Here is a 12437-nt window from a genome sequence, read left to right on the forward strand (position 1 = left end):
TCGTCAGCCGACAGAAATGGCCTGCAAGTCACCACCGCTGGGCAGCCGCGTGAGCCATTCACGACCCACGTCGCTGGCTCCAGTGAGATGGACGCGACGCCCCGTTCCTTCGATCTCCAGCGCCACCACCAGGTCGGTTGGCGGCAGCGCACCGGCGCCCCGCTCGGGCCATTCGACCAGCCACAGCACCGCGCTGCCTTCGTCCAGGCCGAGGAAATCCAGCTCACCGGCCTGGCCGATGCGGTACAGGTCCAGGTGCCAGGCCTCGCCACCGGTGGCCAGCGGATAGCGCTCAACCAGGGTGTAGGTGGGGCTGCGGATGGCGCCCTGCACGCCCAGCGCGCGCAGCAGCGCGCGGGCCGTGGTGGACTTGCCGGCCCCCAGGTCGCCGCGCAGTTCGACCAGCGCCTGCGGCGGGCGGGTCGCCGCCAGCCACTGCCCGAGCAGTTCGGTGGCATCGCTGTCGGCAAGGAAGAAATCGGTCATGGCGAGAGTTCCGGGTTGGCCAGTCGCCGCAGCGGCGCCAGCAGGTCAGTAGGAAGCAGGCCACGCGCACCGTCAGCGGCAGCCCTGTCGCCGGCCAGTGCGTGCAGCAAGGCACCCGCAGCCGCCGCATCGAACGCTGCCAGGCCCTGGGCGCGCAGGCTGGCGATGATGCCGGTGAGCAGGTCGCCCATGCCACCGACGGCCATGCCGGGGTTGCCGGCGGCAATCAACCGTGGCCTCTGGCCAGGCGCCGCCACGATGCTGCCGGCCCCCTTCAGCACGACCACCGCGTGGAAGCGCTCGGCGAGCGCCTGCGCTGCGGTATAGCGGTCGGACTGGACGTCGGCGGTGCTGCAACCGAGCAGCCGCGCGGCCTCCCCCGGGTGCGGCGTGAGAATGGCAGCGGGCAAGGCGCGCGGGTCCTGTGCCAGCAGGTTCAGGGCGTCGGCATCGAGCACCAGGGGGCGGGGGCTGGCCAGCACGCGCGCAAACAGGGCGCGTGCCCATTCGTCCTGGCCCAGCCCGGGTCCGATCGCCACCACCTTCGCCTTGTCCAGCAAGGCCGGCAGTGCATCGCTGTCTTCCAGCGCATGGGTCATCGCTTCGGGCAGCCGCGCCAGCAGCGGCCCCACGTGGTCGCGGCGGGTCCCCAGGCTCAACAGCCCCGCACCTGCGCGCAACGCGGCTTCGGCCGCCATCGCGATGGCGCCGCCGCTGCCATGGTTGCCGCCCACGCACAGCACGTGCCCGGATTCGCCCTTGTGGGTATTGGCACGGCGCGGCGGCAACAGGGCCGGCAGGCGCGCCTGCGTCCAGTGCTCTGCAGCGGGTGCCACGCCCTGCCAGGCGGCGGCAGGCACCTGCAACGGCGCCAGATGCTTCTGCCCGCAATGATCCAGCGCGTCACCGGTGTACAGCCCGCGATGCGCCACGATGAACTGCAGGGTCAGCGCCGCACGTACCGCCACGCCCGGCACCGCCCCCCGGTCGGCGTCGACGCCGCTGGGGACATCCAGCGCCAGCACCGGCGCCGCCTGCGTAGTGAGCGCGACAATCAGCGCTTGCGCCGAACCCTCTGGCGCGCGATCGAAGCCCAGCCCGAACAGGGCATCGACCCAGATATCGGCCTGCGGCAGCGCACCGTCGAAATCGATGACCGAGCCGCCTGAGGCGCTGAAGTCCGAGGCTGCACGCTGTGCCAGCGCAGTCGATGGCGGCCTGCCCGGCAGGGCGACCACCCTCACCTCGCGCCCGGCCTGCAGCGCGTGGCGAGCCAGCACAAGGCCGTCGCCGCCATTGTTGCCCGCACCGACCACCACGCCGATCCGCTGCGCCTGCGGCCAGTGCTGCAACAGGCACTGCCAGGCGACCTGGCCGGCCTGTGACATCAGGTCCCAGCCGCCTTCGGCGGCCAGCGCCGAGGCCTGCGCATCGAGCGCACGCGCGGCAGCGGAATCGAACAGATCGGCAAGGTTGGCCATGCAGGGATTTTATACTGGTGCACATGTCCCCCGCCCCCGCCCCCGTCGATCCGGCCCAGGCCGTGCAGCGCATCCGCGCACTGGCCCGCGCGCATGGTTTCCAGCGCTGCGGCATCGCCGGCATCGAGCTGGGCGAGGATGAAGCGCACCTGGCCGACTGGCTGGGCCAGGGCCTGTACGGCACGATGGACTGGATGGCGCGCCACGGCACCCTGCGCGCACGCCCCGCCGAACTGTTGCCCGGCACCGTGCGGGTGATCTCGGTGGGCATGGACTACAGCCACAAGGACGACACCGAGGCCTGGGCGACGCTGGCCGACCCGGGCCGCGCCTACGTGGCGCGTTACGCCCTTGGCCGCGACTACCACAAGCTGATGCGCAACCGCCTGCAGAAGCTGGCGACGCAGATCAACGACGAAGTGGCGCCACTGGGCTACCGTGTGTTCGTCGATTCGGCCCCCGTGCTGGAGCGCGCGCTGGCCCGCAACGCCGGTCTCGGCTGGATCGGCAAACACACCTGCCTGATCGACCGCCATGGCGGTTCCTGGTTCTTCATCGGCGAGATCTACATCGACATCCCGTTGCCGATCGACACGCCGGCCACCGCGCACTGCGGCACCTGCACGCGCTGCATCGATGTCTGCCCCACCCAGGCCATCACCGGCCCGCAGCGGCTGGACGCGCGGCGCTGCATTTCCTACCTGACCATCGAACACGACGGCGCCATCCCCGAAGACATGCGGCCGTTGATCGGCAACCGCATCTACGGCTGCGACGACTGCCAGCTGGTGTGCCCCTGGAACAAGTTCGCCAAGCGCACCGACGAAGCCGATTTCCGCGCGCGCAACAACCTCGATAGCGCGCGGCTGGACCAGCTGTTCGCCTGGGACGAAGGCGAGTTCCTGCGCCGCACCGAAGGCAGCCCGATCCGGCGCAGCGGCCATGAGCGCTGGCTGCGCAACATCGCCGTGGCGCTGGGCAATGCACCGTCCTCGGCCGAAGCGCTGGCCGCATTGCACACCCGCGTCGATGATCCCTCGCCGCTGGTGCGCGAACACGTGCAATGGGCGCTGGACCAGCACACGGTGCGCTGACGTGCGATCCTGAAGCCCCGTTCCACCTGCAGCACGCCGTTCCCATGCAGCCACGCAACAACGACATCTTCACCCCCAGCCAGCTCAACACCCTGGCGCGCGACCTGCTGGAAGGCAGCTTCCCGGCGATCTGGGTCGAGGCCGAACTGGGCAGCGTGGCGCGTCCTGCCTCCGGGCATCTGTATTTCACCCTGAAGGACGCGCGCGCGCAGCTGCGCGCGGCAATGTTCCGGATGAAGGCGCAGTACCTGAAGTTCGTGCCGCGCGAAGGCATGCGCGTGCTGGTGCGCGGCAAGGTGACCCTGTACGACGCGCGTGGCGAGTACCAGATGGTGCTGGACCACATGGAGGAAGCCGGCGAAGGTGCGCTGCGCCGCGCGTTCGAAGAGCTGAAGGCACGCCTGGAAGCCGAAGGCCTGTTCGACCCGGCACGCAAGCGCCCGCTGCCGGCGCACGTGCAGCGCCTGGCCGTGATCACCTCGCCCACCGGCGCCGCCGTGCGCGACGTGCTGAGCGTGCTCGGCCGCCGCTTCCCGATGTTGGAGGTCGACCTGCTGCCGACCCTGGTGCAGGGCAGCAGCGCCGCGGCGCAGATCACCCGGCTGTTGCAGGCTGCCGACGCCAGTGGCCGCTATGACGTGATCCTGTTGACCCGCGGCGGCGGTTCGCTGGAAGACCTGTGGGCGTTCAATGACGAAGCCCTGGCCCGTGCGATCGCCGCCAGCCGCACGCCGGTGGTATCGGCGGTGGGCCACGAGACCGACTTCAGCCTCAGCGACTTCGCCGCCGACCTGCGCGCACCGACGCCATCGGTGGCGGCCGAGCTGCTGGTCCCGGACCAGCGCGAACTGGCGCTGCGCCTGCGCCGCACGGCCGCGCGCATGGTGCAGCTGCAACGGCATGCGATGCAGCAGGCCATGCAGCGCACCGATCGCGCCCTGCTGCGCCTGAATGCCCAGAGCCCGCAGGCGCGGCTGGATCTGCTGCGCCGCCGCCAGCTGGATCTGGGCCGGCGCCTGCATGCCGCGTTCAACCAGCAGCAGGAGCGCCGTGCCGCGCGCCTGCGTCACGCGTCTGCGGTACTGCGTGGGCATCATCCGCAGCGCCAGCTGGACGCGATGCAGCGTCGCCTGGCCGCCCTGCGTGGGCGGCCGCAGGCAGCCCTGCAGCGGCGGCTGGAACGTGACGCGCTGCGCCTGCGCGGGCTGGCCCGCTCGCTGGAAGCGGTCAGCCCGCTGGCCACCGTGGCCCGCGGCTACAGCATCCTGACCCGCAGCGACGATGGCACGCTGGTACGCCAGGTCGATCAGGTGCGGCCCGGTGACGCGCTGCAGGCCCGCGTCGGCGACGGCGTGATCGACGTGCAGGTCAAGTAGAGGGGGGTTCGGCAGGGCCGCGCCCTGCACCCGCGGTGGTGCCGGCCGCTGGCCGGCAGCCTCAACAGCAACAGCCAAAGCGGCTCTGGATTGCTGATGGCTTGGCGGGACGGTCGGTAGATCCACGCCATGCGTGGATGAAATCTGTCAGATCGCGAATCAATTCGGGGTCAGAGCCGTTTTCCCAGGGAAAACGGCTCTGACCCCAGGAGCATTCCGGCAGACCGCAGCACACTGTCGAAACCCGCTTCTGCTGTTGCTGTTGCTGTTGCCGGCCAGCGGCCGGCACTACCTACCGCGGGGACAACACACCCTACTTTGCCTGCTCGCAGAACTTCTGCCGGTACTCGAGCGCCTTCGGCATCAGCGCCTGCAGGTTCTGGATGCGGGTGCCCGGATTGGGATGGGTGGAGGCGAACTCCGGCGGCGACTGGCCGCCACTGGCCTGGCCCATGCGCTGCCACAGCGGCACCGCCTCGCGGGGATCGAAGCACGCCGCTGCGGCCAGCATCAGCCCCACTTCGTCGGCCTGGGTCTCGTGGCTGCGCGCATAGGGCAGCAGGTAGCCGTAGCCCATCGCCGACATCATCATCTGTTGCTGCTGCGCATCCATGCCGCTGGCGGCGCCGGCCACCTGGCCGATCTGGGTCAGCTTCTGCTGCGCCATGCGCTGCGCACCGTGACGCAGCAGCGCGTGGGCGATCTCGTGGCCCATCACCACCGCCATCGCGTCGCGCGTGCGCGCCACCGGCACCAGCCCGGTATAGACCGCCATCTTGCCGCCGGGCAGGCAGAACGCATTGGCCTGTTCGGAGGGAATCACGTTGACCTCCCACTGGAAGTCACGTGCGAAATGCGCCGGCTCGACGCCGTGCTCCTGCGCCAGTGCGGTCTCCACCACATCGACCTTGGCAATCAGGCGCTGGGCGATGTCGCGCACATCGCGCGCGATCGGCGCATTGGGGTCCATCGGCGGCTCCTCCGAGAGGATCTGCTGGTACGCCTGCAAGCCCAGCGCAGTCTCCTGGCGGGCGTCCAGGCTGCTGTCGATCATCACCTTCTCGCCGGTGTAGGGATCGACCGTGCGGTTGGAGAACCAGTAGAACACCGCATAGCCGGCCGCCAGCAGCAGCACCCACCAGCGGATGTTGCCGAACAGGCCGCGACGCTGCGGGCCTTGGGGCGAGCGGGAAAAGGGATCATTGCGCATCAGGGGTCGTCCAGCAGGCCCCGCCGGCCGGCGGGCACGGCGCAATCTTAGTGCGCGGGCGCCAGCAGCGGGTGAAGCCCGGTGCCGCTCAGATGCCCCGCACCAGGCGGAAACCGATGCGCGCGCTGGTGGTGTCCGAATCCTGGGACTGCCGCCACGCCGCACGGGTCTGCTCGGGCGCGTTGGCCCAGTTGCCGCCCCGGATCACCCGCGACCGGCAGCCCGGGTTGAACCAGGCGACACCATCGGACGGTGCACGCCGGTAGCTGGCATGCCAGCAGTCGGCCACCCACTCGCTGAGATTGCCGGCCATGTCGTGCAGGCCGAAGGCATTGGCCTGGAAACTGGCCACCGGCGCGGGCCCCCACCAGCCGTCGCCATAGCCGACGAAGGCGTTGTGCCAGTGCCGCCCCGAGGGCGAGACATCCTTGCTGCCGGTGAAGTTGCCAGCGCCGGGCGGCGGCGTGCCGGCGTCGCCCCATGGATAGCGGCCACTGCTGCCGGCGCGCAGCGCATACTCGAATTCGGCTTCGCTGGGCAGCCGGTAGCTGCGGCCGGTCTGCTCGGACAGCCACGCCGCGTAGTTTTCGGCATCACGTACGCTCACATGCATCACAGGCGAGTTTCCCAATGCGCGGCCACCGTCATAGTCCGAACGCCAGTCCACCCCGCTGCGACGGATGAAGTTGCCGCTGCGTTCGTCATAGACCACCGAATGGCCGCGCCGGGTCGCGCGCGGGCGCGCATTGGACGCCTTCACGTAGCGCTCGAAATCACTGACCGTGATCTCGGTGATCGCCATCGCAAAGCCACGATCGAAGCGCACGTAATGCGAGGGCCGCTCGGCATCGCTCGCGCCCGGCTCGGTATCGCCCGCGCCCATCTGGAAGCCACCGTGCGGCACCACCACCATCTGCGGCCCGCGCCCGCCATCGCGCATGGCGTCGCTGAACACCTGCCTGGGGCGGAAGCTGCCGTAGTGGGTGGCCAGGTCGATGCGTTCGCGCAGCTGGGCCACCACCGCATCACCCGGCAGGGCGATGCGCAGGGCCTCGGCCAGCTTCTCGCGCGCCGGCTTCAGGCCCTGCGGCGTCGCCAGGTCGCGCAGGCCATCGTCGCGCAGTTGCAGCAGCGCCGCCGCGCGGATCTGTTCGATGCGCTCGAACGCGTCGGCGATGGTCGGTGACGAATCGCGGACCTTGCTGGCCTCGGCCAACCACGTCCCCGCGCTGGCGAAATCGCGCACGCGCGCCGCCTCCTCGGCACGGCGGATCAGGCCACTCTCGGCCGCCGCAAGGCCCTGCCGTGCCCGGCTGTTGTGTTCACCCAGCGCCAACGCCTCGCGGAAGTTGCCGATCGCACCGTCACCGTCCTCGCCGATGCGCCCCGAACGCAGGTCCTCCTCGCCGGCGCGGTTGTAGGCGACCACGCGCTGGGCGCGCTCAACCCGGGCCTGCAGCGCACGCACCTGCTCGTCCTTCGGCGCCAGGGTCAGCAGCACCAGCGCCTGGCGGCTGGCCTCGGCCAGCGCTTCACGCTGCTTCAGCGGCCGCACCAGCAGCGCATCGGCCTGTTTCTGCAGCCGCTGGCGGGCACGTTGCAGGCCCAGCCGGGCCTGGCGGTCGTCCGGATCTTCCTGCTGGACCGCCAGCCACAACGGAATGGCGGCATCGGCGTCCTCGTAAAGGTGGTCCTTGGCAAACGCCTGTTCGGCCGCACGCCGCAGCTGGGAAAGACTGCGGCCCTGCCGGTCCACCCGGGGAGGCGTCCACTGCTGCACATCCTCGGCGGCATCCTCACCGGCAATGGTGACGCTGCCCTGCCCGTTCCCCGGGGTCGCGTCCGCCTGCGGACCTTCCTGCTGCCGCGCGTCTTTGCCAGCCACCGGCCCCGGCTCCGGGGTCGCCGAGGGCGATGGCGTGCAGCCGGCCAGGACCACGGCCAGGGCGGTGCACAGCACGGACGACAGCGGAAAACGCAAGCAGGGTCTCCTTCGGCACGGATGCGCACCGACGTTAGGCTATTCTCCCCTGCCTGAGCAAACCCGAGTAGTAGGCCCTGACCCGTGGCAACCTGGATCACCACCCCCGCCGAGCTGGATGCGTATTTCCAGCAGCGCCCGGCCCGCATCGGCCTGGATACCGAATTCATCCGTGAACGCACCTTCTGGCCGCAGTTGGCACTGGTGCAGATGGCGGTCGGGCAGGACATCCTGCTGATCGACCCGCTGATTCCCGGCATGACCGAGGCGCTGGCGCCCTGGCTGGCCGATGAATCGATCGTCAAGGTGATGCACAGCGCCAGCGAAGACCTGGTCGCCTTCAAGTGGGCGTGCGGCGTGTTGCCGCGACCGTTGTTCGACACCCAGATCGGTGCCGCGCTGGCCGGCATCGGGGGCGGCATGGGCTACCAGAAGCTGGTGGCGGAAATCACCGGCGTGGCGTTGGCCAAGGGCGAAACCCGCTCGGACTGGATGCGCCGTCCGCTCTCGGAATCGCAGTTGCAGTACGCCGCCGACGATGTCGAGCACCTGTTCGCGCTGCACGACGCCATCGACGCCAAGCTGCAGGCGCTGGGCCGCCAGCAGTGGCTGTACGACGACGGCGAGCGCCTGCTGGCCAGCGTCGCCAACGACGAGGACCGCTGGCCACACCTGGCGATGCGCTCAGCGCAGTTCCTTGATGCCGCTGCGCAGCGCCGCCTGCTGCGTCTGCTGCGCTGGCGTGATGTGCAGGCACGCAGCAGCGACCGACCGCGCAGCTGGATCCTGGACAACGAACTGGCCGCCACGCTGGCACGCACGCCACCGGCCGATGCCGCTGCGCTGGCCGCGCTGTTCGAACAGTTCCCGAAAGCGCCGCGCAAGCTGGCGGGCGCCGTGTGGCAGGCGCTGGACACGCCGCTGGCCGATGAGGCCGAGGCTCCGCTGGCGCTGCCGGCCAACGACAGCAACAAGCAGGCATTGAAGAAGCTGCAGGACGCCGTTGCCGAGCGCAGCCGCGAGCTGGGCCTGCCGGATGGCGTGCTGGCCTCGCGCAAGCATCTGGAAAGCTACCTGGAGCGCCGCCAATGGCCGGCCGCGTTGGCCGGCTGGCGCCAGCAGGAGCTGGAAGCGCAGCTGCAGGCGCTGCTGCCGGCACGCTGAAGCAGCGGGCGCGGCGCCGGATTGCATTCCCGCCGCCGTCGAACGCAACAAAAAGGGCGGCCCGGATCACCGCGCCGCCCTGCGCACTCCAGCAGTGCGAGGGTGGGACCGCCCACCCTCGCGGCAACGCCTTACCAGTTCATGTTCAACGAGACACCGACGGTGCGCGGTTCGTTGTAGACCGCGGCCATGTAGTTCTCGATCACACCCTTGAGGTTCTTCTCATTGGTGATGTTGCGCGCGAACAGCGCCACTTCGTAGGCACCATAGTTGCCCGAATAGCCGATCTTCAGGCCACCCTCGAAGTCACCCTTGGAGTTGAACTCCTTGCTGTCGTACAGCACGAAGCTGGTGTAGCCCTGCTTGTTCCAGTCGGTGGACACGAACAGGGTGCCCGCGTCGCTGACCGGGACGTCATAGCGGGCGGCCAGGTTGACGTTGTACTTCGGCGCATTCGGCAGCGGGTTGCCGTCGATCTGCGCGAAGGTGTTGGCACCGACCTTGATGGTCGGGTCATTCACCGTGCACACCACCTGGCCGTTGAGGCCGCAGACCTGCGCGTAGACGCGCTTGTCCTTGATCTCGCTGTGCAGCAGGCTCAGGCCGGCGCTCAGGGTCAGGTTCGGGATCGGGCGCAGTTCCATGTCCGCTTCGAAACCGTAGGCCTTGGCCTTGTCGGCGTTGAACAGCACGCCATTGCCGTCCGAATCGTTGCCGTTGAGCTGGATGTCATTGACGGTGTAGGTGAACGCGGTCGCGTTCAGGCGCAGGCGGTTGTCCCACAGGCTGCTCTTCACGCCCGCTTCCCAGGACAGGATGGTCTCGGAATCGGCGGTGGTGAAATCGGCATTGAACACCGCCGAACGGCCCTGGATGGTCGGGCCACGGAAGCCGCGCGCGACCTTGGCGTAGACGCTCACATCCGGGGTGATCTGATACATCGCGCTCAGATCCCAGCTCGGGGTGGTGTCGGACATCCTGACGTCGGTGCGGCCCTTGTAGGTGACCACGCCGGCGGCAGTGTCAGCCGTCTTTAGCAGGCGGGTGTGCTTCTCGTCCCTGGTCTGGCGCAGGCCGGCGGTAACGGTGAACTTGTCGGTGAAGGCGTAACTCAGCTGGCCGAAACCGGCCCAGGAGGTGTTCTTGTTGCGCAGGCGCACCCAGTTGTTCGGATTGCGCGCGGCACCCTTCAGGAACCAGGCGCGCTGATAGAAGTCGGTAGTGTCGCTGCCGTTGAAGTAGAACGCACCGGCCTGCCACTGCAGCGCGCTGTCGTCATGGCTGGCCAGGCGGAATTCCTGGGTCCACTGGTCCAGGTCGCGGATGCGGCCCATCGACTGGCCGTAGCCGTTCGGCACGCCGTTGACCGGGAAGTTCACCGCAGCGCCGCCGTCGGTGTCGCCACGGCTGTAGCCGGAGGTGGTCTCATAGGCGGTGATCGAGGTGAAGTCGATCGCACCGAAGTCGTAGCGTGCCTTCACCGAACCGCCATAGGTCTTGTAGGCCTGCGGGTTGTTGTCGGCTTCGTCGTAGGCGACCTGGTCGCGCGGCACGTCGGTCTTGTTCGAGCCCTTGGTCAGCGCGCCGCGCAGGAACAGGGTCGAGGTGCCTTCGTAGTCACGGGCATGGGCCGAGGCCAGGATCGAGAACTGGTCGCTCGGGGTCAGCAGCAGCTGCGCACGCACGTTGCGGTCATCGAAGCCGCCCATGGCGTTCTTCTTCGGGCTGACCGTGCCGTCGGCGCTCGGGCCCTTGTAGGTGTTGTCGACGTAGTCGTCGCGGTGCTGGTACAGCGCCGACACGCGGAACGAGGCGATGTCGTTGATCGGGCCGCCGAAGCCGCCGTCGATCGACACGCTGTTGTAGGTCGCGTAGCTGGCGCTGACGCGGCCGGTGTAGTCCTGCGTCGGCTTCAGCGTGTCGAACTTGACGATGCCGGCGGTGGTGTTGCGGCCGAACAACGAACCCTGCGGGCCGCGCAGCACTTCCACCTGGTCCACGTCATAGACCGGGTTGGACTTCAGCACCACGTGCTCCAGCACCACATCGTCCTGGATGATCGACACCGGCTGCGAGGCACCCAGGTAGAAGTCGATGTTGCCCAGGCCACGGATGTAGAAGCGCGGGAAGATGCGGCCGGTGGTGGTTTCCGCATACAGGCTCGGCACGCGGCCGGACAGCGCCAGCAGGGTGTCGTCGCCGCCAGCGGTGAAGTCGCGCATGCGCTCGCCCTGCACCACGCCGACCGAAACCGGCACTTCCTGCAGGTTCTGCTCGCGGTGTTCGGCGGTGACGGTGATCGTGTCCAGGCCGGTCGGGGTCGGCGCGCTGTCCTGCGCGGCGGCACCGAAGCTGCCGACCAGGGCCAGGCCGGCACAGGCCAGGGCCAGCGGATGGCGGCGGAAGGAAACGAAGGAAGACGACAGACCCGACGGGCGGCGGGAATCGGAATGGGAGGGCATGGAATGCTCTGAGGAGGCGTCCGTGCGGCCTGCGCGAGCCGGGCGGCAAAGAGGAGGAAAACTGCGCAAGCGGCCATTATCCCCCAAATTGTTACGATTTCGTTGCGCGGCATCCGGGCCCGGCAAACCGGACGGTTTCGGCACAGTTGCGCGTGCTCACGCCACGTCGCCAGGCACATCCCGGGTCGGCTTGGCAAGGCGCAGCCAGTTGGCTACACTGAAGCCCTGCCGTGGGGCCATAGCTCAGCTGGGAGAGCGCGTCGTTCGCAATGACGAGGTCAGGAGTTCGATCCTCCTTGGCTCCACCACTCATAAGAAGACCCGCAGATCGTCTCGATCTGCGGGTTTTTTCTTTTCAGCGCTCCGGCTCAGGCCGGATCCTGGTCTCCATCCTTGCGTTGCGGGCCACGCGAGTGCGCGTCGCGCACCTGTTGATCGCGCTGCCCCGGCCGCTGCTTGGCCACATCGTCCTGCTTCCTGTCCTGGCGGCTTTCCTGGATGCCCTGCTTCGGGTCCTGATCCTTGCGTTGCTCGTTCATCGAAAATTCCCTCGCCGGCAGCAGGCCAACGTTGCCACCACGCTAGAGGTTGCCGGGTGAGCCGCAGGTCAGTCCCGTGCCAACATCGTGTGGAGGAGCGGCTTGCCGCCACCGCCCCGCGCAGCCAGAATCCGGGGCACCACGCTCATCGGTATGCCATGCCCTCCCCCGCCCAGCACGCAGCCCACGCGTTGCCGATGCGCCTTGATGCAACCGACGGCAGCATTCAGCTCGGCAATCTGCCGACGCTGATCGGCCCCATCCTGTCCCGCGATGAAGCGAGCGTCGCCTTCACCGCGCTGGTGCGAGGGGAGCGCGATGTCGGCACCGGTTATCACTGGCTGAGCCTGCACCGGCTCAGCCTGGGCGGTGCACCCGCTGGCATCAGCCTGTGCTTCCACGGGCAACAGCTCGACATGGTGGCGATCGGTGTCGATCTACCGGGTGCGACACGGGAAGACGGCTGGCCGACCCAGGCCGCGATCGATGCCGAAGTCGCTTTCATGCGCCGCACCTTGGCCACGGCACTGGGGCGCAAACTGGCAGGTGGCCGCGCCCGGTTCGACTGGGGCGAAGCCTGGGCCCGTTTCGATCCGAAGGGCTTCATGGCCAGCAGCGGAATCCGCTACGCGCCACGCTCGTGA

At 68.8% G+C, this 12437-nt stretch carries 10 protein-coding genes and 1 tRNA gene; 5 read left to right on the forward strand and 6 right to left on the reverse strand.

Features of this window, described 5'->3' with window-relative positions; all coding sequences use genetic code 11:
- Positions 1–3 precede the first annotated feature (3 nt).
- Both tsaE and AC5P9I_RS01290 read right to left on the reverse strand, forming a co-directional pair.
- Complete coding sequence (gene tsaE / locus AC5P9I_RS01285; protein WP_049466752.1) at positions 4–486, reverse strand: tRNA (adenosine(37)-N6)-threonylcarbamoyltransferase complex ATPase subunit type 1 TsaE; 483 nt, start codon at positions 484–486, stop codon at positions 4–6.
- Positions 483–1967, reverse strand: coding sequence for an NAD(P)H-hydrate dehydratase (locus tag AC5P9I_RS01290; RefSeq protein WP_130767866.1), 1485 nt, complete (start codon positions 1965–1967; stop codon positions 483–485). Before AC5P9I_RS01290 ends, tsaE begins: the two co-directional genes overlap by 4 nt.
- 23 nt (positions 1968–1990) lie before the next feature.
- Here AC5P9I_RS01290 and queG point away from each other — a divergent pair, with 23 nt between their 5' ends.
- Positions 1991–3061 carry a tRNA epoxyqueuosine(34) reductase QueG gene (queG, locus tag AC5P9I_RS01295; protein WP_049466748.1) on the forward strand — a complete coding sequence of 357 codons (1071 nt, stop codon included), beginning with the start codon at positions 1991–1993 and terminating at the stop codon, positions 3059–3061.
- Positions 3062–3105: 44 nt separating this feature from the next.
- On the forward strand, positions 3106–4437 hold the full coding sequence (gene xseA / locus AC5P9I_RS01300) for an exodeoxyribonuclease VII large subunit (RefSeq protein ID WP_049466769.1): 1332 nt from the start codon (positions 3106–3108) through the stop codon (positions 4435–4437).
- Between the two features lie 313 nt (positions 4438–4750).
- On the opposite strand, the gene AC5P9I_RS01305 is transcribed toward xseA, so the two are convergent.
- Together AC5P9I_RS01305 and AC5P9I_RS01310 are read right to left on the reverse strand one after the other, a co-directional pair.
- A complete protein-coding gene (locus tag AC5P9I_RS01305) occupies positions 4751–5647 on the reverse strand; it encodes a M48 family metallopeptidase (RefSeq protein WP_049466747.1) in 897 nt (298 codons plus the stop codon).
- Positions 5648–5735: 88 nt separating this feature from the next.
- A complete protein-coding gene (locus tag AC5P9I_RS01310) occupies positions 5736–7628 on the reverse strand; it encodes a formylglycine-generating enzyme family protein (protein ID WP_130767865.1) in 1893 nt (630 codons plus the stop codon).
- Between the two features lie 84 nt (positions 7629–7712).
- On the opposite strand from AC5P9I_RS01310, the gene rnd reads away from it, so the two are divergent.
- The gene (gene rnd, locus AC5P9I_RS01315) at positions 7713–8792 is read left to right on the forward strand and encodes a ribonuclease D (protein WP_049466743.1); all 1080 of its coding nucleotides are present in this window, start codon (positions 7713–7715) and stop codon (positions 8790–8792) included.
- A 131-nt stretch (positions 8793–8923) separates the two neighbouring features.
- On the opposite strand, the gene AC5P9I_RS01320 is transcribed toward rnd, so the two are convergent.
- On the reverse strand, positions 8924–11254 hold the full coding sequence (locus AC5P9I_RS01320) for a TonB-dependent receptor (RefSeq protein ID WP_049466742.1): 2331 nt from the start codon (positions 11252–11254) through the stop codon (positions 8924–8926).
- Between the two features lie 232 nt (positions 11255–11486).
- Here AC5P9I_RS01320 and AC5P9I_RS01325 point away from each other — a divergent pair.
- A tRNA-Ala gene (locus AC5P9I_RS01325) sits at positions 11487–11562 on the forward strand.
- A gap of 60 nt (positions 11563–11622) precedes the next feature.
- On the opposite strand, the gene AC5P9I_RS01330 is transcribed toward AC5P9I_RS01325, so the two are convergent.
- Entirely contained in the window at positions 11623–11793 is a 171-nt protein-coding gene (locus AC5P9I_RS01330) for a hypothetical protein (RefSeq protein WP_176422007.1), read from the reverse strand.
- A gap of 158 nt (positions 11794–11951) precedes the next feature.
- Between AC5P9I_RS01330 and AC5P9I_RS01335 the strand changes: the two genes are divergently transcribed.
- Positions 11952–12437: a hypothetical protein gene (locus tag AC5P9I_RS01335; protein WP_049466740.1), complete on the forward strand. Its 486-nt coding sequence runs from the start codon at positions 11952–11954 to the stop codon at positions 12435–12437.

It is taken from the genome of Stenotrophomonas sp. YJH_SMC_29 (assembly GCF_059371235.1).

What these genes read in the sequence shown, in the direction of transcription:
- AC5P9I_RS01320 (WP_049466742.1), bottom strand. Translation starts at nt 11,254, where the DNA reads ATGCCCTCCCATTCCGATTCCCGCCGCCCGTCGGGTCTGTCGTCTTCC.
- AC5P9I_RS01290 (WP_130767866.1), bottom strand. Translation starts at nt 1,967, where the DNA reads ATGGCCAACCTTGCCGATCTGTTCGATTCCGCTGCCGCGCGTGCGCTC.
- tsaE (WP_049466752.1), bottom strand. Translation starts at nt 486, where the DNA reads ATGACCGATTTCTTCCTTGCCGACAGCGATGCCACCGAACTGCTCGGG.
- AC5P9I_RS01335 (WP_049466740.1), top strand. Translation starts at nt 11,952, where the DNA reads ATGCCCTCCCCCGCCCAGCACGCAGCCCACGCGTTGCCGATGCGCCTT.
- queG (WP_049466748.1), top strand. Translation starts at nt 1,991, where the DNA reads ATGTCCCCCGCCCCCGCCCCCGTCGATCCGGCCCAGGCCGTGCAGCGC.
- xseA (WP_049466769.1), top strand. Translation starts at nt 3,106, where the DNA reads ATGCAGCCACGCAACAACGACATCTTCACCCCCAGCCAGCTCAACACC.
- AC5P9I_RS01330 (WP_176422007.1), bottom strand. Translation starts at nt 11,793, where the DNA reads ATGAACGAGCAACGCAAGGATCAGGACCCGAAGCAGGGCATCCAGGAA.
- AC5P9I_RS01305 (WP_049466747.1), bottom strand. Translation starts at nt 5,647, where the DNA reads ATGCGCAATGATCCCTTTTCCCGCTCGCCCCAAGGCCCGCAGCGTCGC.